Origin of the sequence: Catellatospora sichuanensis, assembly GCF_007483665.1 — a bacterium.
GTDB classification, from domain to species: Bacteria; Actinomycetota; Actinomycetes; order Mycobacteriales; family Micromonosporaceae; genus Catellatospora; species Catellatospora sichuanensis.
Window position 1 is genome coordinate 46,585 of sequence record NZ_VIQO01000013.1, and the last position, 23,919, is coordinate 70,503.

Sequence of the window (23,919 nt, forward strand, 5' to 3'; positions counted from 1 at the left end):
CCGGCCGGAGGCGACGCGGATCAAGCTGCCTTGGCCTTCTTCGCCGGGGCCTTCTTGGCCGCCGCCTTCTTGGCGGTGGACTTCTTCGCCTCGGCCTGCGCCGATCCGCCCTTCGCCGATCCGGCCGTCGCGGATGCGGCACGGGTGGACCCAGCCCGCGTGGACCCGGCCTTCGCGGGCTCTGCCTTGCGGCCGGTCGCCTTCTTCGGTGAGGGTTCGGCCTTCTCCGGTTCGGCCTTGGCCGCCTTCTTGATCGGGTGGACGGTGGCGTGACCGGTGCGCTTCTCCTCCGGCTCGGCTGCGCCGCCGCGGGCCGCGCGGGCCCGCTCCACCGATTGGCGCAGCGCCGCCATCAGGTCGATCGTCGGCGCGATCGGTTCCTCGGTGGTCGGCTGCACCACGGTGTCCTTCTTGCCGATCTTCACGTCGATGACCTGCTGCAGAGCCTCGCGGTAGGAGTCGGTGAACTCCTCCGGGTGGAAGTCGCCCGACATCGAGTCGACCAGCGAGGCGGCCATCTTGACCTCCTGCGGGCGCAGCTTCACGTCGTCGTCGAGGAAGTCGAACGCGGCCTCGCGCACCTCGTCCGGCCACAGCATGGTGTTGAGCACCAGCACGCCTTCGTGCACGCGTACCGTCGCCAGGGTCTCCCGCTGCCGCAGCGCCACCTTCACCACGGCGACCCGGTCCACGTTCTCCAGCGCCTCGCGCAGCAGCAGGTAGGGCTTCACCCCGGCCGCGCCGTCGGGCTCCAGGAAGTAGGCCTTGTCGTAGAGGATCGGGTCGATCTGCTCGTTGGGCACGAACTCCAGCACCTCGATGGCACGGGAGCTGGTCAGCGGCAGGTTCTTGAAGTCGTCGTCGGTGAGCACCACGATCTCGCCGCCGCCCACGTCGTACCCCTTGGCGATCTGGTCATAGGTGACCTGCTCGCCGTCGAGTGAGCAGACGCGCTGATACTTGATCCGTCCGCCGTCGGCGCGGTGCACCTGGTGGAATCGGATGTCCTTCTCCTCCGTGGCGGAGTAGAGCTTCACCGAGATGGAGACCAGGCCGAACGAGACGGCGCCCTTCCAGATCGCCCTCATATGGGAAGTATGCCCGATAGAAGGCCGTGTACCGCAAGAACCCCGTGGGATCTAGGCTGGCGCGCATGAGCGAACGCAGTGAGCGATCGATGACACAGGTCGACATGACGTCAGCGCGCGAAGCGGGCTGACGTCATGGGTTCTGAGGACGGCTGGGTGAACTCGTACCACGGCAGGATGCGGGCGGCCATGGGCGACGCGACGCTCTTCTTCCTGGGGGCGCGCGGCGTCATCCGGGACGAGCAGGGCCGGGTCCTGCTGATCAAACGCACCGACAACGGGTACTGGGCCTTCCCCGCCGGGGCCATGGAGCTCGGCGAGTCGATGCGCGACTGCGCGATCCGGGAGACGTTCGAGGAGACCGGGCTGAAGGCCGGACGGGCGACGCTGTTCGCCTTCCTGTCCGGGCCGCAGTACACCTTCACGAACGTCTTCGGTGACACGTACCAGCACGTCTCCGGGTCGTACCTGCTGACCGAGGTCTCCGGCGAGCTGACCCCCGACCCGGACGAGGCCGCCGACGCGGGCTGGTTCTCCCCGGACGACCTGCCGGAGCCGACCTCGGGCGCGGTGCGCTGGACGCTGGACCACCTGGCCCGCTTCGAGGAGACCGGCCAGATCTACTCGGACTGAGCGCATATCGGCTTGCCGCAACCGCGGCTCACCAGGCAGTATCGGCGCACGTGACGAGCAAGAGGCGCTTCGCGCTGGACCTGTCGCCGCTGCGCCGGCGCGATTTCCGGTTGGTGTACACCGCGGCGGGGGTCAGCAGCTTCGGTTCGATGATCACGTACGTGACCATCCCGTTCCAGCTCAAGCAGCTGACCGGCGACCCGCTCACGGTGGGCCTGCTGGGCGTGGTCGAGCTGGCCCCGCTGCTGTTCATGGCGTTCGTCGGCGGGGCGCTGGCCGACTACATGGACCGGCGCAAGCTCGTCTTCTGGGCCGAGGCCGCGCTCGCCGGGCTCACCGCGCTGCTGTTGCTCAACGCCCTGGTCGGCACCCCGAAGGTCTGGGTGCTGTTCGTCATCGCCGGCCTGGCCGCCGCGGTCGACGGCATCCACCGCCCGGCGATGGACGCGATGATGCCGCGGCTGGCCCCGGCCGAGGAGATGGCCGCCGTCGGCTCGCTCAACTCGCTGCGCTGGCAGGTCGCCCAGATCGCCGGCCCCACCCTGGCCGGTCTCATGATCGCCAACATCGACGTGGCCTGGGTGTTCGCGTTCGACCTGGCCACCTTCGCGATCGCGCTGGTCTGCTTCGGGCTGGTGCGCGCGGTCGCCCCGCCGGAGGCCGCCGAGCGGCCGTCGCTGCGCTCGGTCGTCGAGGGCATCCGGTATGCCCGCAGCCGCCCCGAACTGATCGGCACCTACCTGGTCGACGTCAACGCGATGTTCTTCGCCTTCCCGGTCGCCCTCTACCCGTGGGTGGCCGACAAGTACGGCGGCGCGTCGGTGCTCGGCCTCTTCTACGCCGCGCTGGCCGTCGGCTCCCTGCTGGTCACGGTCACCTCCGGCTGGACGGCCCGGGTACACCGGCACGGCCTGGCGGTGCTGCTGGCCGCGGGTGCCTGGGGGCTGGGCATCGTGCTGTTCGGCCTGGCCGGTTCGCTCTGGCTGGCCCTGCTCGGCCTGGTCGTCGCGGGCGCCTCGGACATGATCTCCGGCCTGTTCCGGGGCGTCATCTGGAACCAGACCATCCCCGACCACCTGCGGGGCCGCCTGGCCGGCATCGAGATGCTGTCCTACCTGACCGGCCCGATGCTCGGGCAGACCCGCGCCGGGCTGAGCGCCCGCTGGTGGGGCTACAGCGGCGCGGTCGTCTGGGGAGGTGTGCTCTGCGTCGCGGGCACCGGCGCGCTGGCCGCCGCCCTGCCCGCCTTCCTGCGCTACGACGGCCGTGAGGGCCTGGCCCGTAAGCAGGCCGAGGAGACCGCTCGCGCCGCCGAACTCACCGCTCTCCGCACGGCCGACATCCCGACCCCGGCGTGAACGAGTCAGGCGGCGAAAGGTTTCTGCCTATTCGGGGGTTTCCGTGCACGATGGTGGATTAGCCTACCGATTGGGGCAATTCGCTAGGCGGAACGGAGCGGTCGCCATGCAGACCACGGCCATCGACGTCATCGACTACGACGCAAACGGCTACGACTACCGCGAGTACTGGTCGGGCCGGGACTACGAACTCTGGGCCGAGCAGCGGGTGCTGCGGCGGCTGGTCCCGAAGCTGGGCCGGCCGGCCTGGTTCGCCGACTTCGGCGGGGCGTTCGGCCGCAACGCGGGGCACTACCTGGACCGCGCCGAGCATGCGGTGATCATGGACTATTCGGCCACCAACCTGCGCAACGCCGGTGAGCGCCACGCCGCCGAGGTGGCCACCGGCAAGCTGCACCTGGTACGTGCCGACCTCTACCGCATCCCGTTCCGGGACTTCGCGTTCGACGCGGGCATGGTGGTCCGGGTGCTGCACCACCTGTCCGAGGTGAACCGCGGCCTGACCGAGATGAGCCGCACCGTCGGCAGCCGCTGGCTGGTCGACGTGCCGATCAAGCACCACGTGCTGGGCCTGGCCCGGGGCCTGCGCTGCGGGCAGTTGCGCGAGGTGCGCAGCCCGGACCCGGTGGCCATGGGCGTCGAGGAGCAGTTCTGGAACTTCCGGCTGGGCGCGGTCCGGGAACGGCTCGGCGACCTCGGCTGGCGCACCTCGCTGGGCGCGAGCGTGAACAACTTCCGGCAGTGGGAGAAGGTCGCCCCGCGCGCCAACAGGCTGGCCCGGCCCATCGTGCACGGCATGGAGGTGGTCGCGCAGACCTGCGGCAGGGGCTGGTGGGGACCCAGCCAGTTCGTCGTCGCCCGCCGCCACGACCCGGCCCAGCCCGCGTACGACCGGCCGGGCGGCCACACCGTGGACCTGCCGCCGGAGCTGGCCGGCCTAGCCCGCCGCATGGTCTGCCCGGTGTGCGTGACCCGGCTGAGGTGGACGCCCGACACCGCGACCTGCACCCGCTGTGACCACACCTACCACCGCCACGGCGCGTTCTGGGACTTCGTCCCGCCCCAATGAGCACGTCTGGGCGGCTGCATCGCCACCGATCCCGAAGAAACCTCACCTACCGTTCTGTCATCTGCTGTACTTAAAGGGAGATAACGGGGCATTCAGGCCCCGGAGAGGCCGTATTGCGACAGGCACGGGGGTCCCTGAGGTGCGACGGTTCGGCGTAATCGGGATAGGCCTGTCGCTGGTCGCCACCGCGGCCGTCACGGGGGCCTGTGGCAACACGATCGGCCCACCCGCGTCATGGCAGACGCCCGGCCCGACGGCTCCGGCATACGCCGCGGCGCTCGAGACCAGGCTTCAGACGATCATGAAGGGGATGGGCGTCCCCGCCGCGGTCGTGATGATCACATCTCCGGAGCAGGGCGACTGGACCCAGACCTTCGGCACCCGCACGGTCGAGGGCGGTGGGCCCGTGACCGTCGGCGACCACTTCCGGATCGGTTCGAACACCAAGACCATGACCGGCACGGTGCTCCTGCAGCTGGCGCAGGAAGGCAAGATCGGCCTCGACGATCCGGTGTCGAAGTATCGGCCGGACGTGCCCGACGGCGACCACATCACCATCGCCCAGCTGCTGAGCATGCGCAGCGGGCTCTACAACTACTCCGAGGACGAGCAGTTCAACGCCCAGCTGGACAGCGACCCCACCCGTGTCTGGAAGCCCGACGAGCTGCTGGCCATCGCCTTCGCCAAGCCGCCGTACTTCGCGCCGGGCGCGGGATTCCACTACTCGAACACCAACCTCATCCTGGCCGGCCTCATCATCGAGCAGCTCACCGGCCACTCCCTGCGGGACGAGTTCCAGCAGCGGATCTTCGGTCCGCTCGGCCTGGCCGGGACGCTCCTGCCCACGGACACGGACTCGGCCATACCCGCTCCCCACCCGCAGGGCTACATGTTCGGCACCAACGTCAGCACGCTCGACGACCCCGCGCTGCCCGCTCCGGAGCAGTCGGCCGCCGCCGCAGGCACCCTGCTTCCCAAGGACGTCACCGTCAGCAACCCCTCGTGGGCCTGGGCGGCCGGCGGAGCGATCTCCACTGCCGCCGACCTGACCAGATACGCCACAGCGCTGGTCGGCGGCGGGCTGCTCGACCCGAAGATGCAGCAGACGCGGCTGGACAGCATCCAGCCCATCCAGACCCCGGCACCGTTCGAGGTCGGCTACGGGCTGGCGCTGGTCCGGTTCGGACCGCTGTACGGCCACGACGGCCAGATCCCGGGCTTCAACTCGTTCATGGCCCACGACCCCGTCCGCAAGGACACGGTCATCGTGCTGACCTCGCTGTTCGCCGGCCCGGACGGCAAGCAGCCGGCCAACGAGATGGCCATGGCGATCATCCAGGCGCTGTACGGACTACCGGCGGCCGCGTCCCCGTCGCCCGGCCGATGACCCTGCGGCGCACGCACACCTGAGACGGAATCCGCGCCGGGGCCCGACAACCGTTACATGGCATCACATACGACCGGCGCACAAGCTTGTTGCTCAAACAGGACAGAGTGCCTTACCGTGGCCACCTTTGGTGTGATCACGGGGAGGCATGCCTCATGCGATGGAAAACACTGGCCGGCGTAGCCATCACCTTGGCTTGGCTGATGCCGGCAGTCCCGGCAGCAGCCAACGAGCCGGCGCAGATCGGTCTCAGCCAAGCTTGCGAGCTCGGCCAGCGGATGACGTACCCGGACCTGCGGCCGTTGCTCGACGCCGATGCCGATGCCATGACCGACAACCAGGTGCGGATCCGGGTGAACCAGGTCCTTGCCGCGAGCAAGGGCTTCTACGGCCTGGTTGCCGAGCGTGCGCAGGAGGCGCTCGACGGCAAGAAGGAAGGCCCGGAGAAGGACACCCGCAACTTCCTCAAGTCCGGGGCACCGAACGTGTGGAACACGGACGTGCGGCTCCTGACGTCCCAGACCATGGCCAAGGGCGGTCCGCACGTCAAAGAAGCCGCGAACAAGGTGCTCGGCGACGGCTCCGTAGGGGTGCTGCTCAACTTCCTCAACGAGGGCCAGCACACGGCACGCACGCAGGACTACCGCGACCTCGTCACCGGGGCCGGGCGCACCGGCGGTCCCGAGGTGGTCAAGGCCGCGACGGCCGCGCTGGACGGCACCTTCGAGGACCTGCGCGTCTTCCTCTGCAGCGGCTGGCTGGCGGCGCACGGCAAGGACCAGGGGACGATCACACCGACGCCGACGCCGACACCCACGCCGACACCGACTTCGACACCCGAGCAGACCACGACACCCGGGCAGTCGGTGACACCCACGGCGACAGCCACCACGGGTGCGCTGCCCACCACCGGGCCGAACACCACGGCGATGCTGGTCGTGGGCGCATCTCTGATCGCCTGTGGCGCGGCCGGAGTCATGATCGCCCGCCGCCGCCGCGCGTAGTCCCGATCGGGTTGGGGTTCGGGTCGCCCGGACCTCCACCGCCCGCACCGGTGGGCGGCGCGCAATCCGGCGCCGCCCACTCCGGCTGCTCAGCGGCAGCTCGGCACCATCACGCACAGCCGCACGGCAGCCTTCACCGACAGCGCCTTGATCCGCTCCGGCTGATCCTGCTGCAGGTGAACGATCGTGACCACGTCCCGCACCCGAATCAGGGCGTACAGCGCCAGGGCGCCCTGCCCGGCCGACTCCCCGGTGCTGTCCAGCACGGAGACGTACCGCTGGCGGACGAGCACCGACTCGTCACCGGCGAATCCCTCCGCCAGCACACTCCAGCTGATCTCCGCGTGCGCCGGATTCCGTTCCGTGCTGGCCTCGGTGCCGGCGCGGTACGACCTGCACGCACGCACGAACCGACGCGCGTCCGCGAGGACCTGAGCCGCATCCTTGGCCGTGTACCGGCGCGTGTTCACGAAGACCCGGTCGCTGTCGGCGTCGTGGGGATCCCCGGTGACCACCGTGTGGCCACGCCCCGCGGTATGCCGCAACGGAGCGACGATCTTCAGGCCGGCATACGCCGGGCACTCGTCGTGGCCGAAAACGAAACCCTGCTCACCGGGCAGAGACATGTACTGGTTGTCGAGGATCGCGTCGGTCCCGACGTCCTCGGCCTGCAGCAGCGCCTCGACGGGGACCTCCGGCGGCGCCGTGCCGGTGGACGGCGTGCCCGCCGGGGTCGACGGCGAGGGCGCACCCGTAGGCGACGGCGAGGCCATGACGGTCGGCCCGCTCCGGCTCGCGGCGACGTCCGGCACCCGCCCGCCGGGCCCGGTGCCGACCGTGGCCCATACGCCGGCCACCAGTACGAGCACCACCACCGGGACGGCCACCACCGAGCGCAGCGTACGCCGCCGCGCGGTGGCCCGCAGCTGCGCCGGATCGGCCCAGCGCACCGCGTTCAGCTCGCCCGCGATGCGGTCGACGAGCTGGTCGACGTGGTCAGACATCGTGGACCTCCCATTCCGTGCCGAGCAGGCCGGCAAGCGCGACCCGCCCACGCGACAGCCGCGCCTTGACCGTGCCGACGGGCGCCCCGGTCTCCGCGGCGATGTCCTTGACCGGCATGCCGAGCAGATGGTGCAGGGCGAGCGCCACCCGCTGCTCCTCCGGCAGCCGACGCAGCGCGGCGACCACGTCGACGGTGTCGCCGTCCGGGCCCGACACGGCCTGCGCCGTGCCGTGCCGCACGTGCGCGCGGGCGCGGTTGCGGGCCCGGCGCCACCCGCTGATCGCGATGCGGGTCGCGGTGACCCGCAGCCAGGCCTCCGGGTTCTCGTGCGAGCCGACCGTGGCCCAGCGCTGCCAGGCGCGGATGAACGCCTCCTGCACCGCGTCCTGGGCCTCGGTGACGTCGCCGGTCAGCGCGTACACGTAGCCGAGCAGCCGCCCGCGGGAGGCTCGGTAGAGCTCGTCGTAGTCGTCCGCTCGGCTCACGAGCAGCCCCGTGTGATGAACATGCGGTAGATACGCCCGGCCCGCCGAAAAGGTTGCCGATCTTGGGGCGCGACGTGGCCGTCCTCAGCGGGCCGGCTCCCGCCCGGCACGCAGCGCACGAAAAACCGCCCCCCACACACGTGAGGAGCGGTTTCGCTGCAGAGCCGCCTAACGGAATCGAACCGTTGACCTTGTTATTACGAGTAACACGCTCTACCGACTGAGCTAAGGCGGCAACGTCGCATCACTATACGCGATCAGGCAGCCCTCCGGCCAACGGGTAGGCGGCGGGTCACATTTTCACGCGGCGACGGGTGTGAACTGCCCGAACTTCAGGCCGTCCTTCTCGCCGAAACGCTCGGCGTGGCTCACGATCACGCGCTGCACGGTGGCGGCCCGCTCGGCGTCCTCGGCCTCGATCCGGACCACCAAGGCGTCGGCGGTGGCGGTCAGCTCGGCCCGGCCGGCCTCGAAGGCGGCGCTGCCGCGGTCCTCGGCCAGCTCCACGTCGATCTTGTGGCTGAAGTGGGTCAGCACCTGCTTGAGGTAGCGGGCGGCGCGCGTGGTCGGGGCGTTCCCCTCAACGATCATCATGGAGTTAGGGTATCCTCACTTTCGCTGGTCGCCCACACGAGGACCACCCGAGGTGTCCGGATGGCGGCAGCCGGTGCGGATTGCCCGATCGGGCCGGTGCGACCTGGTCCACTGCGGACTAGGCTGCGCTGCTGTGACCGTGATCCCTCCGCGCAGTCCCTCAGACCCGACGCCGGTGTCGGGCCGGACGCACCGTCCGAGCAAACTCGAGCCCGCGCAGCTCGGGTTCACCCCGCAACCTCCGGTGGCCTGGCTGAGCCCGCTGCAGCTCGCCGCCACGGGCGTACGCGTCGCGTTCGCCGCACAGTTCGGCGCCTACCTGGACAAACGCGAGCTGCAGAACGCCTTCCCCACCAAGGTCCACGACGAGCACGTCAACGACGAGGAGCTGTGGCTGGACTACATCGCCGACCTCGGCGACGGGTTCAACGCCACCTACTCGATGGCCTACCTGCTGGCGCAGGAGGAGATCGAGGCGACCGGTGAGCGGCTGCCGCGCGGCCGGGTGCTGGTGCTCGGCGGCGACTCCGTGTATCCGACGGCCAGCGGCAAGGCGTACGAGGACCGCTTCGAAGGCCCGTTCCGCGCGGCGCTGCCGCAGGTCCCGGCCGAGAACGGGCCGACGCTGTTCGCCCTGCCCGGCAACCACGACTGGTACGACGGCCTGACCGCGTTCCTGCGCCTGTTCGCGCGGCGTGAGGGTTCGCGCATCGGCGGCTGGCGCACCAGGCAGACCCGCTCCTACTTCGCCCTGCAGCTGCCGCACCGGTGGTGGCTGCTGGCGCTGGACGCCCAGGGCGCGGCCTACATGGACGACCCGCAGCTGGAGTACTTCCGCGGCGTGGCCGCCAACATCGAGGAAGGTGACCGGATCATCCTGGTCACCCCGCAGCCGGCCTGGGTGCAGTCCGAGGAGCATCCGCTCTACTACGACACCATCGACTACTTCCTGCGTACGGTCATCGACCCGACCGGCGCGAGCGTGGCCCTGATGGTCAGCGGCGACCTGCACCACTACGCGCGGTACGCGCAGAGCGACAGCGGCCAGCAGCTCATCACCTGCGGCGGCGGCGGGGCGTACATGGCGGCCACCAACCACCTGCCCGAGGCCATCACCGTGCCGCCCAAGCACTCGCAGGTACGCCGGCAGAGCACCGGCCTGCCGTACGCGCTGCAGAAGACGTACCCGACGAAGCTGCGTTCGCGCTGGCTGGGCGGCGGCGTCTTCGCCCGCCTGCCGTGGCGCAACCCGGGTTTCGCCACGATGCTCGGCATCATGCACACGATGCTGATGCTGTCGCTGAACAACGCGGCCGGCCGCATCCTCACCGTGCCGATCTTCATGATGACCGCGCTGGTGATGTTCTCGTGCGTGTTCTTCTCGGTCGGCCTCACCGAGGCCGCGGCGAAGATAACGCCGGTGGTGCTCGGCGCGCTGCACGGCTGCGCGCACATCGCGCTGGGCGTGGTGGGGCTGTCCCTGTGGCGGCTGCTGCCGTTCGAGGGCTACAAGCCCGCGGTGCAGGCGGCGCTGGCGGTGGTGATCTACCTGACGCCGGCGGGTGTCGCGGCGGCGCTGCTGGTGTCGCTGTACCTGCTGATCGCGGCCTCGTTCAAGGTCAACGTCAACGAGCTCTACGCCGGGCAGGGCATCGAGGACTTCAAGAGCTTCCTGCGGATGCGCTTCGCTCCCGACGGCACGCTGAGCATCTACGTGGTCGGTGTCGACAAGATCTCGAAGAAGTGGCGGGCGCAGCCGACCGGCTCCTGGTTCCGCCCGGCCACGCCGATGAAGCCCCGCCTGGTCGACGAGGTGATCACCCTGGGCGCGGCCAAGCAGCACGCCGCCCCGCCCACCGTGCTGCCCTCCGACGCGGAGGACCCGAGTCACACGGCGTAGCGGTCCTCGTACGACTTGCGGCTCCCGCATACCGACGCCTTCGGGCAGACGGTGCGGGAGCCGTCCGCTGCCAGCCGGATCACCACGGCGTCGCGGGGCACCGAGTGCCCGACCACGCGGCCGTCGCCCTCGGGCGTGCTGACCTGCTCGCCGATGGCCGGCGCGGAGCCGTGGAAGTCCTGGTACATGGGATGTTCGTACTTCAGGCAGCACATCAGCCGGCCGCAGGCGCCCGAGATGCGCATCGGGTTGAGCGGCAGGTCCTGCTCCTTGGCCATGCGGATGCTGACCGGCTCGAACTCGGTCAGGAACGTCGAGCAGCACAGGTCGCGGCCGCACGAACCGATGCCGCCCTGCATCTTCGCCGAGTCGCGGGCGGACAGCTGGCGCAGCTCCACCCGGCAGCGCAGGGTCGCGCCCAGGTCGCGGACGAGCGAGCGGAAGTCGACCCGGTGCGGGGCGGTGAAGTAGACGGTGGTGCGCGGGCTCGGGCCGGGGTCGTCGCCGTCGGCCGGGCCGCCGGGCACGTGGTCCACCGCGATGACCTTCATGGGCAGCTGGTGCTCGCGGATGAGCCGGTTCGAGGCGACGCGGGCCTCGGCCTTGCGCTGGCGGATCAGCTCGTCGCGGTTGACGTCCTCGGGACCGGCGATGCCGATGACCTTCGGGAAGCCGGAGGTGTCCTCCTCGCTCCACTCGGCCGCCCACACGCAGTCGGCCACCTCCGGGCCGTCGTCGGTGTGCACCAGCACCTTGTCACCGACACGCGGCCGGAACTCCCCGGGATCGAGGTAGTACAGCTTCCCGTACCGGTTGAAGGTGACCGCGCAGAGCATGCCCATCGGCACACGATAGCCCGGTTTCCGGCATCCGCGGAGATCCGCGACTGCCGGGATCGCGGAAAACGCGGGGTGGCGGAACAGATCTAGTTGCGTACCTTTTCGGTTGATTCGTCGTTAGCTCTTATGGATAGGTCTTCGGGTTTGCCGTAACCCTGCCCAGAAGCCTTCGTTGGGCCACGACGTAGGTGCGCACCCCCGCGCACCCGTCCGCCCCGGAGGAAGCATGCGCCGCCATCTCGCCGCAGCCAGCACGGTCGCCCTTGTCTCGCTCAGCTCCCTGACGATCCTGTCCGCGCCCGCCACGGCGGGTGTGTGCGACCGGCCCGCCGGATACGCCGCGCGCGCCGGAGCCGACCTGTTGAAGGTGGGCGTGCTGAACCTCGGCCCGCTCGGGCTGAAACTGCCCACGGTGGCCGATCTGACGATCGCCTCGGCCAACGCCGGCATGTCCGCGACCAGCCCCACGCACAGCTCCGCCGCAGCCCGGTACGCCGACGCCAAGCTGCTCGGCCTCCAGTTGCCCACCGGGCCGCTGGACGGGCGCGTGTACCAGCAGGCCCCGCCGACGAACGCGACCGGCGTGAAGAACCGGGCGCTCTCGGTGGACCTGGGTCTGGTCAAGGCCGGCACCGGTGATCTCACCGCGCACGCGCGCTGGGCCGAGGGCATGGCCTGCGGCAAGACCGAAGGCCCCGCGGGCGAGGCCGACGCCGCCCTGGTCGACGCCGCGATCCTGCCCGGATCCCGGGGCGCCCTGGTGAAGGCGACGCACAACGCCTCCGGTGAGGCGCGGACCGCGACGGTGCGGATGGACGAGCGCACCATCGCGTCGGGCGCGCAGGCCGAGATCGGCCTGACCGACCTGGAGCTGCTCGGCGGCGCGATCGACGTCGAGGTGCTCGAGCCGCCGAAGCTGACCGTGCTGGCCACCGGCCGCGCCGCCAGCTCGGTGGTCGATTACGACGCGCCGGTCCTGAGGATCTCCGGCCCCGGCATCGGCACCAAGACCATCTCCGGCGTACACCGCACGATCGAGTTCGCCGTCCCGGCCCCGTCGGCCGGCGGGCTGCTCGGCGCCCTGGACCTCGGCAGTGTGCAGCGGCGCGCCAAGGCCGAGGGCCTGCCCCTGCTGGACGCGAACCCGCTCGGCGGCCTGCTCGACGGCCTTCCGCTGGGCAGCCTGACGCAGACCGTCAAGGGCCTCGGCGGCTCGGGCGGCGGCGGCACCGGCCTGCCCGCGCTGCCGGAGCTGGGCGGCCTGCCCGACCTGGGCGGCCTGCTCGGCGGTGGTGGCGGCAACCTCCTCGGGCTGTGCGAACTCGCCGTCGTGAAGATCTCCATCGGCGAGCTGGAGAAGCGGGTCACCGACCGTGGCGTGACCGCGCAGGCGGCGAGTATCCGCATCCAGGTGCTCGCGCTGAGCCGCCCGAACAGCAAGCCCGCCACCGTGCTCGACCTGGGCGTGGGCCTGCTCAACGCCTCGGCGACGGCCACCGCCCGGACCGCGCCGACCACCAGGCCCACGGCGCGGCCGTCCACCTCGCCGAGCACGGGCGGGCCGGGCAACGGCGGCGGTGGCTCCACCCCCTCGCCGGCTTCCGGCACCGATGACGACGACGACGGCTGCGGCGGTCCCGGCTGCAGCCTGCCGCGTACGGGCACGAGCATCGCCCTGATCGCGGGCACCGGCACCCTGCTGTTCGTGGCTGGCCGGTTCCTGCTCCTGCTGACCCGCCGCCGCACCTCGGGCGGGCCGGAGGATCTGCTGGGCTGACGCCGTATCTAAAGCTCGACGCGCAACGTGGTGGCGGTGGACGCGATGTCCGCCGCCACCACTTTCGTCTCCACGACGACCGGCCCGCGCGCCAGCAGCCCGTCGAGCTCCGTCAGCACCGCGTCGACGTCCGCCAGCAGCGCTGCCGCGATCGCCGCGGCAGCCTGTGCCCGGACGGTGGGATCCAGCCCGAATGCGGGTTCCCCGACCGCGCCGACGCCCCGGCCGGCCCCGGTGGCCGACACGGCCACGGCGGTGACGCCGGTGACCAGAGCGACCGCTTCCGCGCTGCCGACGACTCGGGCCAGCCCGCGGGCGACCCGGGCCCGCCCCACTGCCAGCACGTCGGCCAGCTCCTCGTGGAACGCGGCCTCGGCCCGCATGCGGGCGGCCCGGTGCCAGGCCTCCCGGCTGATCCGCTGGCGGGACGCCGCGTACGCGTCACCGGCAGCGCCCTCCCAGGACGGCAGCCGCTCCAGGCCGCCGCCGATGGCCGCCATCGCTTCGGCATGCCCCCGCAGCGCCGCCGCCTGCTGCCGCCACGGCTCCGGCGACCACCCGGCCAGCCCGGACACCACGTCGCCGGGCAGCGCGCCCGTGCGCCGCAGCAGCCGCCACACCGGGTGCCCCTCGGGCGCGCCCCAGCGGGCGAGGCTCTCGTCGACCCGGGCCAGCAGCCCGGCCGTGCTCGCGTTCAGGTGCTTCAGCGCGTCCATCAGAGCGGCCCGCTCCGGTCGCGCTCCACCATGCGGTAGGTGTCTCCGGCGGCGCGCACCGCGTGGGCCAGCTCGACGATCTCGCGGTCGAGGCGGCGAGCGCCGTCCAGATGATCCGACCAGGCCGCACGCTGCCAGTCCCCGACCGCGTCGGCCAGGCGCGACAGGCGCCCCGGCACGTCGAGCGGCGCGGGGGTGGGTGCCGTGCGGTCCAACGCCGGGAGCAGCCCGGCCGCCTCGGCGCCGATCCCGCTGATCGACACTGCCAGCTCGTTCGTCACCGGGCACCTCCGAGCGCCGTGAAGTCGCCGAACGTCTCCTCGTGCACCTTGCGCCGGGCCCATGCCGCGGCGTCGTGCGCCGCGGTGATGGCCTGCTGGATCGCGCGCGACAGCTGCGGGCCGGTCAGGCCGTCGAGCGAGCCGGTCACCACCACCCGCCGCACCGCGCCGTCGCCACCCACCACGACCTCGACCAGGTCGTCGGGGTCGTGCACGGTCACCTCCAGCTCGGCCAGGGCGCGGGCGAGGCTTGCCTGCCGCTCCTCGATCCGCCGGTATGACGCGATCGCCTCCTCGATCCAGGCGTCGTCGATCTCCCGGGGCATGCGGCGGCTCCTCAATGGACGGCAGCGGTTCCGCCAGAACGGTACCGGTAGATCCCCCACCCCCGACACCCCTGTGGACAACGCCTGTGGACAACCGTCCGCCCCACCCGCCCCACCCACCGCGCAACTCTTGAAGAGACGGCCTCACCAGGGCAGTTCGATAGCGCGACTCTTCAAGAGCTGCGCCGAAGAAGGGTGGGTCAGCCGCGCCAGAGTTCGAGCATCATGGCTTCGACGGCGATGCGGGGTTTGACGTTGGTGTCGATGGCGGTGCGGCAGGCCAGGATCGATTCGAGGCGGCGCAGGGTGCTCTCGGCGGTCCAGCGTTGGGCGGCGGCCTCGGCGAGGGCGGCAGTGTCGGCGTGCACCGGCGAGACCGGGCCGCCCCAGCGGGCGTTGAGTACGTCGCGGTAGAAGCCGGCCAGGTCGAGCAGGGCCCGGTCGAGGGCGTCGCGCTGGGCCCGGGTCGCCCGCGACTTCTGCCGCTTCTCCAGGTCCTTGAGCTGCCCGGCGATGCCGCGCGCGGCGCCCGCGGCGCCCTTGCCGGTGCCGCCCGCGCCCAGCGCCATCTCCAGCGCAGCCCGTTCGGCGGCGTCCGTGTCGGCCACCGCCGCGGCGGCCTCTGCCTCGGCGGCCTCGATCAGCGCGCTCGCGGCATCGAAGCAGGCCCCCACACCGGTCAGCTGGCGCGGCACCGCCAGCACCGCGGCCCGGCGGTCGCGCGCCTGGGCGTCCCCGGCGAGCCGGCGAGCGCGTCCGACGTGGCCCTGCGCGGCCGCGGCGACCCAGGCCGCGGTGCGCGGATCTATCCCGTCGCGCTCCACCAGCAGTGCGCTCACCGCGTCGGCGGCCGGCTGGCGCAGCGGGACCACCCGGCACCGCGACCGGATGGTGACGGAGATGTCGTCGGGGTGGTCCGACGGCGCGCAGAGCAGGAAGATCGTGCGCTCCGGCGGCTCCTCGACCGCCTTGAGCAGGGCATTGCCCGCCGCCTCGGTGAGCCGGTCGGCGTCCTCGATGAGCAGCACCTGCCAGCGGCCGTTGGCCGGGGTGGTGGCGGAGCGCATCACCAGCTCGCGCATCAGCGCGACCGGGATGCTAAGCCCGTCGGGCACCACCAGGCGCACGTCGGGATGGGTGCCGGCCAGCGTGGTGTGGCAGCCGGTGCAGTGGCCGCAGCCCGGCCCGGCGGCCCGGTCGGTGCACTGCAGTGCCGCGGCGAAGGACCGTGCGGCGACCGAGCGGCCGGAGCCGGCCGGCCCGGTGAACAACCAGGCGTGGGTCATCGCGCCTGCGCCGACGGCCTCACCCCGCAGCACCGCGGCGCCCGCTGCGGCGGCGGCGCGCAGCGTCGCGGTGGCGTCGGGCTGGCCGACGAGCTGGTCGAAGACGTCCGTCACGCTGCCTCCCGCTCGTTCACGCCTGCTCCCTGCTCCGCTCGCCTACCGCCCGCGAGGAACCCGTCCGCACGTCGCGCCCGGATTCTTCGCGCCCTCTGGCGACAGTACGGGGACCCGCTGACACGGTCCACGCGCTGCCCGGTGTCACGTGCGGGTCACCCGTAACTCGGCGGGGATCTCGCCCGCGGAGCGCGGCTCACCGGGCGCGGGGACCCGCCCCGCGGTGCCGCCGCCGGCCCCGTCGTCGGCAACCGGCACGGGCGGCGGCAGCAGTTTGGCGACCCGCAGCGCGATCTCCGCAGCCAGCTCCTGCTCGTCCCGGGTGCCGTCGAGCACCAGGTAGCGAGCGGGCTCCGCGGCGGCCAGGTCGAGGAAGCCGTGCCGGACCCGCTCGTGGAACTCGACCGACTCCTGCTCCAGGCGGTCGGCCTCACCGCGCCGCCCGACCCGGGCCAGCCCGGTCTGCGGGTCGATGTCGAGCAGCACCACCAGGTCGGGCTTGAGGCCGCCGGTGGCCCACGTGGACAGCCAGGAGATCTCGTCGACCGGCAGGGTGCGCCCGGCACCCTGGTACGCCAGCGAGCTGTCCACGTACCGGTCGGAGATGACGATCTCGCCGCGGCGCAGCGCGGGGCGCACCACGGTCGACACGTGATGGGCCCGGTCGGCGGCGTAGAGCAGCGCCTCGGCCCGCGGGGCCAGCGCGCTCGCGCCCACCGGCCCGGCTGCCGTGGTGTGCGTGTCCAGCACCATCTTGCGGATGCGCGCGCCGATCTCGGTCGCCCCGGGCTCGCGGGTCACCACGACGGAACGGCCCTCGCCCAACAGGCGCTGGGCCAGCTGGGCGATCTGGGTCGACTTGCCCGCGCCCTCGCCGCCCTCGAAGACGATGAACACGCCGGTCTTCGCCGATTGCTCGGCGACTCCCAGCGGACGGCCTCGCATCGAGCTGATCAGGTCGGCCAGCAGCGGCACACCGGGCTTGTCGTCCATCTGGCGCAGCGCCCAGAAGCCGGCCAGCACGCCCAGCACCCCGGCGACGGCCAGCAGCACCCGGGTCGAGGAGATCGGCACGCCGGTACTGCCGACGTCGTGCGAGCCGCCCCCACCGGCCAGCACGCTGGACAGCGCGATGGCCAGCATCAGCACAACCCGGGTGCCGGTCTGCACCACGGCGAAGACCCGCCCGCGCACCTCGTCGTCCACCTCGCCGCCGAGCAGCGTGGTGCCGGACAGGAAGGCCATGCCCGCGCCGGAGCCGACCAGCAGTGCGCCCACCACGGCCAGTGACAGGTGCGGGGCCAGGGAGAGCAGCCCGACGGACACGCCGGCCAGCATGATGCTCAGGCAGAACCACCGCCGCCGGGACAGGCCGCCGATCAGGCGCGGGCCCAGGGCGATGCCCAGCCCCAGCCCGATGAAGATCGCCGCGAACAGGATGGCGAAGGTGGCGTCACCACCGCCGAGGGACAGTGCGAAGAACTGGCCGGTGCCGATGACCACGCCGCCGGCCGCGAACGCACCCAGGATGCCGAGCACCAGGCCGCGCACCATCGGCGTCTTGCCGATGAAGCGCCAGCCGTCGGTGAACTGGCGCAGCATGCTGGTCTCCTGCTTGCCGCCGCCGTTGTGGCCGGAGATCTCCCGGATGCCGTAAAAGACGACCAGGGCGCTGGCCAGGCGGGAGAAGGCGAGGAAGTACAGGGCGAGGCTGGACGGGCGGGCCCACATCGCGACGGTCACGCCGGAGCGATCCAGCCACTGGTAGAACTGGTTGAGCCCGGCCAGCACCGCGGCGGCCAGCACCGGGGTGATGCCGTACGTCGTGATCAGGGTGAGCTGGTTCGCGGCCTCCAGCCGGGCCCGCGGGATCAGGTTCGGGACCGCGGCGTCCTTGGCCGGGATCCAGATCAGCGTGATCGCCTCGATGAGGAACGTCGCGGCGGCCGCCCAGCCGACGGTGATCTTGGCGTCGGTGGAGTAGAGCGCGACCGTCGGGATGGTGGCGAACAACACGAAGCGCAGCAGGTCACAGATGACCATCGTGTACCGCCGGTCCCAGCGGTCGGCCATGACGCCGGCCAGCGGGCCGAGCACCAGCGCGGGCAGCAGGCGCACCGCGATGACCGAACCGAAGGCCAGGCCCTTCGCGGCGGGGCCGGACACCTGCGCGGAGGCGAACGTCGCCGTGGCCAGCAGGCCCAGCCAGTCACCGAGCGAGGCCACGCTGAGCACCAGCCAGAGCCGGCGGAAGGGCCGGATGCGCAGGATCGCGCGCAGCTCGGCACCGCCGCTCAGGTCCGCCTGGGCGATGGCGGCCGGGAACGGTGCGGCGTCCGCTCCCTGCGATGGCGTGCTGATGGCCGTACCCTCCCCGCGTCACTGCCCGTCCTGGCCCCAGCGTGCTCGCTGTGCCTCGGCCATGGCAATAGCGCCCGGGCGTCCTGCGGCTTCACTCTAGTCCTGCCCCGGCTAGGGCCGACCCTGGTTCGACCCTGAAGACTTGCCACAAAAACGAGGGAGTGGTACGGCCCCTTGGCCCCGCTGTCAGGTCAGCGCGAAGGTCTGGAGGTAACCGCGTACCAGCCGCTTCGATTCTGCCAGCACGGCGGCGTCGCCGTCCGGGTGACGGCGGAACGCGAGCTTGATCAGCGCGTCGGCGGCCTCGACCGAGACGGTCAGCGCGAAGCGCAGCTCCCGCGAGTCCGGCGCGTGGTGGAACCTGATGAGCAGATCGGCCAGATGATCGGCGATGACCGCGTTGTTGTCGCGCTCCGGGTCGATCAGGTGCACGTCCACCACGTCGCCGAAGTGCAGCGTACGGAAGCCGGGCACGCTGCGGTGCAGCTCGATGTACTCCTCGATGGCCCCGTCGACGCCGTCCCACCAGTGCGAGAGCTCGCCGGCGGGGATGCGCTCGGCCAGCCGCTCCAGGTAGGCCTCGACGTTGCGCAGGGTCAGCGCCTGCACGATGGCCCGCTTGTCCGGGAAGAACTGATAGACCGACCCGATCGCGACGCCGGCCCGCTCGGCCAGCAGCGTGGTGCTGAGCCCGTCGTACCCGACTTCGTCAATCAACTCGGCGCACGCGTCGAGCATGCGCTGCACCCGCGCGACACTGCGCCCCTGTACCGGCACCCGGCGCAACGGCCCGGCACTGACAGCTGGTGTGGACACTGATCCGCTCCTCACCGCGGCGCGCGTTCCGGGAACCGAACCGGTCGCCACGCTCGCATCGACACCCTACCCAGGGTCAACGACCCTGGGCAGGGTCGGTAAGCGGTCAGCTTGCTGTCTTCTTCGCGGCAGCCTTCTTTGGCACGCTCTTGGTAGCGGCCGTGGCGGCCTTCTTCGCGGTCGCCGCCTTGGCCGTGGTGGCCTTCTTCGCAGCTCCAGCCTTTGTGGCCTTCGTCGCCTTGGCCGCCGTCGCCTTCTTCGCGGGCGCCTTCTTCGCCGGAGTTTTCTTCGGAGCCGGACCCTTGGCCCGCTTCTCCGACAGCATCTCGCTGGCCTGCTCGATGGTCAGGCTCTCCGGAGTCTGCCCGCGCCGCAGCGAGGCGTTGGACTCCCCGTCCGTGACGTACGGGCCGAACCGGCCGTCCTTGATGACCAGCTGCTTGTCGGTGAGCGGGTCGACGCCCATCTCCCGCAGCGGGGGCTGCGCCGCGCGGCGGCCCCGCTGCTTCGGGGCGGCCAGCAGCGTCAGCGCCTGCTCCAGGGTGACCGTGAAGAGCTGCTCCTCGTTCTCCAGCGACCGGGAGTCGCCTTCGCGCTCGATGTACGGGCCGTACCGGCCGTTCTTGGCGAAGATCTCCTGGCCCTCGGCGTCCTTGCCGACCAGCCGCGGCAGCGACAGCAGCCGCAGCGCCTCGGCCAGGGTCAGCTGATCGGGCACCTGCGTCTTCAGCAGGGACGAGTTCGTCTCGCCGCTGGACACGTACGGGCCGTACCGGCCGGACTTGAGCACCACCGGCTCGCCGGTCTGCGGGTGCTCGCCGAGCTTGCGCTCGCCGCCGCCGCCGAGGAACAGCTCGTCGACCTTCTCGGGGGTCAGCTCGTCCGGGGCGATGCCGTCCGGGATCGAGGCCCGGTCGCCGTCGGACGGGGTCTCCGCGTCCTGCCCGCCCTCGTCGGCCGGGATGTCTGTGGCGTCCTCGGCCGCGGGCGCGGCCGGCTTGCCGTTGCCGCCCTGCGGGCCGCGCTGCAGGTACGGGCCGAACTTGCCGACCCGGACCACCACGTCGCGGCCCTGGTCATCGGTGAACAGCTTGATCGAGTTGATGCTGCGCGCGTCGATCTCGCCGAGGTGCTCGGTGACCAGCTTCTTCAGGCCCCCGGCCTGCGCCACGGAGCCCACCTCCGCGGTCGGCGAGCCGAAGTAGAAGGAGGTCAGGAACTCCAGCGCGGTGGCGTCGCCGCCGGCGATCTGGTCGAGCTGGTCCTCCATCGCCGCGGTGAAGCCGTAGTCGACCAGCCGCGGGTAGTGCTGCTCGAGCAGCCCGATCACCGCGAACGCGACGAAGGTCGGGATCAGCGCCTGGCCACGCTTGGTGACGTAGCCGCGGTCCTGGATCGTCTGCATGATCGACGAGTACGTCGACGGGCGGCCGATGCCGAGCTCCTCCAGCGCCTTGACCAGCGAGGCCTCGGTGTAGCGGGACGGCGGCTGGGTGGTGTGACCCACCGCCTCCAGGCCCTCCTCGGTCAGCTTCTGGTCCTTGACCAGCACCGGCAGCTTGCGCTCGGCGTCGTCGGCCTCGGCGGACTCGTCGTCGGAGGACTCCACGTACGCCCGCAGGAAGCCGGGGTCGGTGATGGTCCGGCCGCTGGCCGCGAAGTCGGCCTCCTCGTTCTGCGCGGTGGTCGCGCGGATGCGCACGCTCATCGTCATGCCGACCGCGTCGGACATCTGCGAGGCGATGGTGCGCTGCCAGATCAGCTCGTAGAGCCGGTACTCCTCGGTGGACAGCTCGCCGCGCACCGAGCCCGGGGTGCGGAAGGTGTCGCCCGCGGGGCGGATCGCCTCGTGCGCCTCCTGCGCGTTCTTCACCTTGCCGGTGTAGCGGCGGGGCTGCGGCGGCACCGCGCCGGAGCCGTACAGCTCGGCGATCTGGGTGCGCGCGGCGGCGATCGCCGACTCGGAGAGGTTCACCGAGTCGGTACGCATGTAGGTGATGTAGCCGTTCTCGTACAGCCGCTGCGCGGTGCGCATCGTCGCCGCCGAGGAGAAGCGCAGCTTGCGGGCCGCCTCCTGCTGCAGCGTCGAGGTGATGAACGGCGCGTACGGCTTGCGCCGGTACGGCTTCTCCTCGACCTTGGTGACGGTGAACGGCCGGTCGTCGAGCCGGGCGGCCAGACCGCGCGCGCCGTCGCCGTCGAGCTGCACCACGCCCGAGCCGGGGCGCAGCCGGCCGGTGGTCGGCTCGAAGTCCTTGCCGGTGGCGATGCGGTCGCCGTCCAGCGCGATCAGCGTCGCGGTGAACGTACGCGGGCCGGTCTCGCTCGCCTTCTCGACCGCGAGGGTGGCGGTGATGTCCCAGTAGTCGGCGGCGCGGAACGCCATCCGCTGCTTCTCCCGCTCGACCACGATGCGGGTCGCGACCGACTGCACGCGGCCCGCGGACAGGCCGCGCTGCACCTTCTTCCACAGCACCGCGGAGACGTCGTAGCCGTAGAGCCGGTCCAGGATGCGCCGGGTCTCCTGCGCGTCGACCAGGTCGCGGTCGATGTCGCGCGGGTTGGCCACGGCGGCCTGGATGGCCGGCTTGGTGATCTCGTGGAAGACCATCCGCTTGACCGGCACCTTGGGCTTCAGCGTCTCCACCAGGTGCCAGGCGATCGCCTCGCCCTCGCGGTCCTCATCTGTCGCCAGCAGGACTTCGTCGGCGTCCTTCATCAGCGCTTTCAGGCGCGTGACGTGCTTCGCACGGTCCGGGTTGACGATATATACCGGGGCGAAGCCGTTGTCGACGTCGACGCCCAGGTAGGCCCACGGTTCCTTCTTGTACTTCTCCGGCATCTGCTTCGCGCCGGCTGGCAGGTCGCGGATGTGCCCGAGGCTCGCCTCGACGACGTAACCCGGGCCGAGGTAGCCCGAGATCGTCTTCGCCTTCGCCGGAGACTCGACGATGACGAGACGGTTCCTGGAAGCTGTCGGCACGTTTCTTCTCCGCAGTGGTCCGGGTGGCTGGCGCCGCCAGAATGACGGCGCCGGTCTGAGGTGGTGGCTCGGTCAGAGGTGCTCGGTCTGAGGTTACGCAGCGGTCGGTGCACGGTGGGCGTCGCTGCCGCGACACGGTCCGCGGATGTCCAAGGTAACGCTCAGTGTGCGCCGAGGGTTGCGCACCCCATCGACGTACGGGCACATTGCTGTGACCGCAGACACCATACTCCCCGCCACAATACGGACAAGGGGGATTCCCGGGTGGTAACCATCCGACCGGCATGAGCCGCGCTCAGCGCCCGCTCGCCCGTGCCTCGGCCTCGGCGCGCATCTCCGGGAACTCCGACCACTCCCCGGCGAGGTCGATGCCCAGATCGGGAAAGAGTTTCTCCAGGTCATCGGCGTTCGAGGCGCCATCCTGCGGGATGAACAGCTCAGGCTGCCCACCCAATACGATCTTGACGGGGACCATCGACAGGCTCAGCTGACCGTCCGGTCCGGGCGCGCCACAGACGGTCTTCGCCCAGATCACAGTGAGCTGCCCGACATTGCCCGCCCCTTCGGGTGCCGCGCCGAACGAGCGCACGCTGCACGTCACCGGCACCGCGTCCATCGTCGTGCGGTCCTTGAAGTCGATCTCCATCAGCTGCCGGACCAGCCGGTCCGCGTCGACCGTCAGCGCCTCACCGGGCCGCAGCGGCATCGCGTCGTCATCATCGCCGCAGCCGGCCACGGACGTCAGCAGCAGCGCCGCAGCGAGCAGCGGCAGGAGCGGTCGCCTCATGTCACGCCCATTCGTGTCGGGCGGCGTGCCAACCCAGCTGCATGCGGGTCTCCACACCGGCCAGGTCCATCAGGTGGCGCAGCCGGCGCTGCAGGGTGCGCAGCGACAGGTCGAGCTGCGTCGCGACCGCCTGGTCGGTGAGGCCGGACAGCAGCAGGGACAGGATACGGCGGTCGAGCTCGGTGGGTCCGTCGATGTCCAGCTCGACGTACGGTAGCCCGCCCGATCCGAAACCGGACAGTTCCAGCGGATAGGCACGCTGCCATACCGTCTCGAACAGCGCCTCCAGCGCGGCCAGCAGACCGCTGCGGTGCAGCAGCACCGCGCCCGGTTCGCCGCCGGTGGGGAGCACTAGCGGGGCGGTGACCGGCACCAGGGCCAGGTCGGCGTCGGCGAGGATCAGTTTCATCGGCAGCCGGTCGGCCACCCGCAGTTCCACGCCACGCTGCAGCGAGTCGACGACCTCGTTGAGGATGCCCGGCTCGGCCAGCACCGAACGCTCCAGGACCACCCGGAACCGCACCCCGCGCGCGGCCGCGGCGTCCTCCTGCGCGTTCGAGCCGGGCGGCACGGCGATGTAGGGCGAGGTCACGAAGTTGCGGATCTCGTGGCGGGCGGCCTGCTGCACCTGCTGGAACCGGTGCCGGATGGCGTCCACGCCGGAGACCACCTCGATCAGCTCGCTGATGCTGCGTCCGGCGACCGCCGCCCGGTGCTCCTCGGCGAGGCTGATCAGCGCCTGCTCGGCGATGCGCAGCCCGTCGCGGCGCTCGGTGATCAGCGCGCCCAGCGCCATCGCGGGCGGCGCGGCCGCGAACGCCTCACCGCCGGAACGGATGGCCAGGCCGCACTCCACCAGGCGGGACAGGACCTTCTCCACCTCGGCCTCGGGGCGGTCCAGCAGATCGGCCAGCAGCATGGCGGTGGCACTGGGCCGACCGAGCAGCGCGCGGTAGACGAACTCCTCGTCGGGTTCGAGTCCCAGCGCACCGAGCATCGGCGACCTGCCCCTCTCCATCAGCAGCGGCGGGGAGAGTATGCGCCATACCGGCAGATCTTGAATAGCCCCTGTTGGCGAGCCAGGTGACGGGAAGGGCCCCGGGGAGTCG

The 23,919-nt window shown here is 71.4% G+C and carries 21 protein-coding genes and 1 tRNA gene; 7 read left to right on the forward strand and 15 right to left on the reverse strand.

Going from position 1 to position 23,919, the window contains the following annotated elements; all coding sequences use genetic code 11:
* Window positions 1-20 precede the first annotated feature (20 nt).
* Window positions 21-1,088 carry a non-homologous end joining protein Ku gene (ku, locus tag FLL47_RS25225; protein WP_144123062.1) on the reverse strand — a complete coding sequence of 356 codons (1,068 nt, stop codon included), beginning with the start codon at window positions 1,086-1,088 and terminating at the stop codon, window positions 21-23.
* Window positions 1,089-1,223: 135 nt separating this feature from the next.
* Here ku and FLL47_RS25230 point away from each other — a divergent pair, with 135 nt between their 5' ends.
* From FLL47_RS25230 to FLL47_RS44805, 5 genes are all read left to right on the forward strand, one after another.
* Window positions 1,224-1,721 carry an NUDIX domain-containing protein gene (locus tag FLL47_RS25230; RefSeq protein WP_246158569.1) on the forward strand — a complete coding sequence of 166 codons (498 nt, stop codon included), beginning with the start codon at window positions 1,224-1,226 and terminating at the stop codon, window positions 1,719-1,721.
* Between the two features lie 50 nt (window positions 1,722-1,771).
* Window positions 1,772-3,079 (forward strand): MFS transporter, encoded by a 1,308-nt coding sequence (locus tag FLL47_RS25235; protein ID WP_246158571.1) that lies wholly within the window; start codon window positions 1,772-1,774, stop codon window positions 3,077-3,079.
* Window positions 3,080-3,185: 106 nt separating this feature from the next.
* Window positions 3,186-4,148 carry a class I SAM-dependent methyltransferase gene (locus FLL47_RS25240; protein ID WP_144123063.1) on the forward strand — a complete coding sequence of 321 codons (963 nt, stop codon included), beginning with the start codon at window positions 3,186-3,188 and terminating at the stop codon, window positions 4,146-4,148.
* Window positions 4,149-4,287: 139 nt separating this feature from the next.
* Window positions 4,288-5,535 (forward strand): serine hydrolase domain-containing protein, encoded by a 1,248-nt coding sequence (locus FLL47_RS25245; protein ID WP_246158572.1) that lies wholly within the window; start codon window positions 4,288-4,290, stop codon window positions 5,533-5,535.
* Window positions 5,536-5,738: 203 nt separating this feature from the next.
* Window positions 5,739-6,539, forward strand: coding sequence for an ALF repeat-containing protein (locus FLL47_RS44805; protein WP_186315904.1), 801 nt, complete (start codon window positions 5,739-5,741; stop codon window positions 6,537-6,539).
* 89 nt (window positions 6,540-6,628) lie between these two features.
* Here FLL47_RS44805 and FLL47_RS25255 read toward each other — a convergent pair whose 3' ends face one another.
* From FLL47_RS25255 to FLL47_RS25270, 4 genes are all read right to left on the reverse strand, one after another.
* Entirely contained in the window at window positions 6,629-7,543 is a 915-nt protein-coding gene (locus tag FLL47_RS25255; protein WP_144123065.1) for a hypothetical protein, read from the reverse strand.
* A complete protein-coding gene (locus tag FLL47_RS25260) occupies window positions 7,536-8,030 on the reverse strand; it encodes a SigE family RNA polymerase sigma factor (protein WP_144123066.1) in 495 nt (164 codons plus the stop codon). The genes FLL47_RS25255 and FLL47_RS25260 overlap by 8 nt, the downstream gene beginning before the upstream one ends.
* Before the next feature lie 162 nt (window positions 8,031-8,192).
* Window positions 8,193-8,265: transfer RNA gene (locus tag FLL47_RS25265), tRNA-Thr, on the reverse strand.
* 65 nt (window positions 8,266-8,330) lie between these two features.
* Window positions 8,331-8,624 (reverse strand): DUF2218 domain-containing protein, encoded by a 294-nt coding sequence (locus FLL47_RS25270; RefSeq protein ID WP_144123067.1) that lies wholly within the window; start codon window positions 8,622-8,624, stop codon window positions 8,331-8,333.
* 133 nt (window positions 8,625-8,757) lie between these two features.
* Between FLL47_RS25270 and FLL47_RS25275 the strand changes: the two genes are divergently transcribed.
* Complete coding sequence (locus tag FLL47_RS25275; RefSeq protein ID WP_186315905.1) at window positions 8,758-10,524, forward strand: metallophosphoesterase; 1,767 nt, start codon at window positions 8,758-8,760, stop codon at window positions 10,522-10,524.
* On the opposite strand, the gene FLL47_RS25280 is transcribed toward FLL47_RS25275, so the two are convergent.
* Window positions 10,512-11,366, reverse strand: a complete 855-nt coding sequence (locus FLL47_RS25280) for a PSP1 domain-containing protein (protein ID WP_144123068.1) — start codon at window positions 11,364-11,366, stop codon at window positions 10,512-10,514. The genes FLL47_RS25275 and FLL47_RS25280 overlap by 13 nt on opposite strands.
* Window positions 11,367-11,589: 223 nt before the next feature.
* Here FLL47_RS25280 and FLL47_RS25285 point away from each other — a divergent pair, with 223 nt between their 5' ends.
* The gene (locus FLL47_RS25285; protein WP_144123069.1) at window positions 11,590-13,140 is read left to right on the forward strand and encodes a hypothetical protein; all 1,551 of its coding nucleotides are present in this window, start codon (window positions 11,590-11,592) and stop codon (window positions 13,138-13,140) included.
* An 8-nt stretch (window positions 13,141-13,148) separates the two neighbouring features.
* On the opposite strand, the gene FLL47_RS25290 is transcribed toward FLL47_RS25285, so the two are convergent.
* The 9 genes from FLL47_RS25290 to FLL47_RS25330 form a co-directional block, all read right to left on the reverse strand.
* Window positions 13,149-13,856, reverse strand: a complete 708-nt coding sequence (locus FLL47_RS25290) for a hypothetical protein (protein WP_144123070.1) — start codon at window positions 13,854-13,856, stop codon at window positions 13,149-13,151.
* Window positions 13,856-14,137, reverse strand: coding sequence for a hypothetical protein (locus FLL47_RS25295; RefSeq protein ID WP_144123071.1), 282 nt, complete (start codon window positions 14,135-14,137; stop codon window positions 13,856-13,858). The genes FLL47_RS25290 and FLL47_RS25295 overlap by 1 nt, the downstream gene beginning before the upstream one ends.
* Complete coding sequence (locus tag FLL47_RS25300; protein WP_144123072.1) at window positions 14,134-14,463, reverse strand: YbaB/EbfC family nucleoid-associated protein; 330 nt, start codon at window positions 14,461-14,463, stop codon at window positions 14,134-14,136. The genes FLL47_RS25295 and FLL47_RS25300 overlap by 4 nt, the downstream gene beginning before the upstream one ends.
* Before the next feature lie 200 nt (window positions 14,464-14,663).
* Window positions 14,664-15,863: a DNA polymerase III subunit delta' gene (locus FLL47_RS25305; protein ID WP_144123073.1), complete on the reverse strand. Its 1,200-nt coding sequence runs from the start codon at window positions 15,861-15,863 to the stop codon at window positions 14,664-14,666.
* A 144-nt stretch (window positions 15,864-16,007) separates the two neighbouring features.
* A complete protein-coding gene (gene tmk / locus FLL47_RS25310) occupies window positions 16,008-18,098 on the reverse strand; it encodes a dTMP kinase (protein ID WP_222106200.1) in 2,091 nt (696 codons plus the stop codon).
* 312 nt (window positions 18,099-18,410) lie between these two features.
* On the reverse strand, window positions 18,411-19,040 hold the full coding sequence (locus FLL47_RS25315) for a TetR/AcrR family transcriptional regulator (RefSeq protein ID WP_186315906.1): 630 nt from the start codon (window positions 19,038-19,040) through the stop codon (window positions 18,411-18,413).
* A 106-nt stretch (window positions 19,041-19,146) separates the two neighbouring features.
* Window positions 19,147-22,023 (reverse strand): type I DNA topoisomerase, encoded by a 2,877-nt coding sequence (gene topA, locus FLL47_RS25320; RefSeq protein ID WP_144123075.1) that lies wholly within the window; start codon window positions 22,021-22,023, stop codon window positions 19,147-19,149.
* A 295-nt stretch (window positions 22,024-22,318) separates the two neighbouring features.
* The gene (locus tag FLL47_RS25325) at window positions 22,319-22,810 is read right to left on the reverse strand and encodes a hypothetical protein (protein WP_144123076.1); all 492 of its coding nucleotides are present in this window, start codon (window positions 22,808-22,810) and stop codon (window positions 22,319-22,321) included.
* Between the two features lies 1 nt (window position 22,811).
* The gene (locus FLL47_RS25330) at window positions 22,812-23,828 is read right to left on the reverse strand and encodes a helix-turn-helix domain-containing protein (RefSeq protein WP_246158574.1); all 1,017 of its coding nucleotides are present in this window, start codon (window positions 23,826-23,828) and stop codon (window positions 22,812-22,814) included.
* Window positions 23,829-23,919 lie beyond the last annotated feature (91 nt).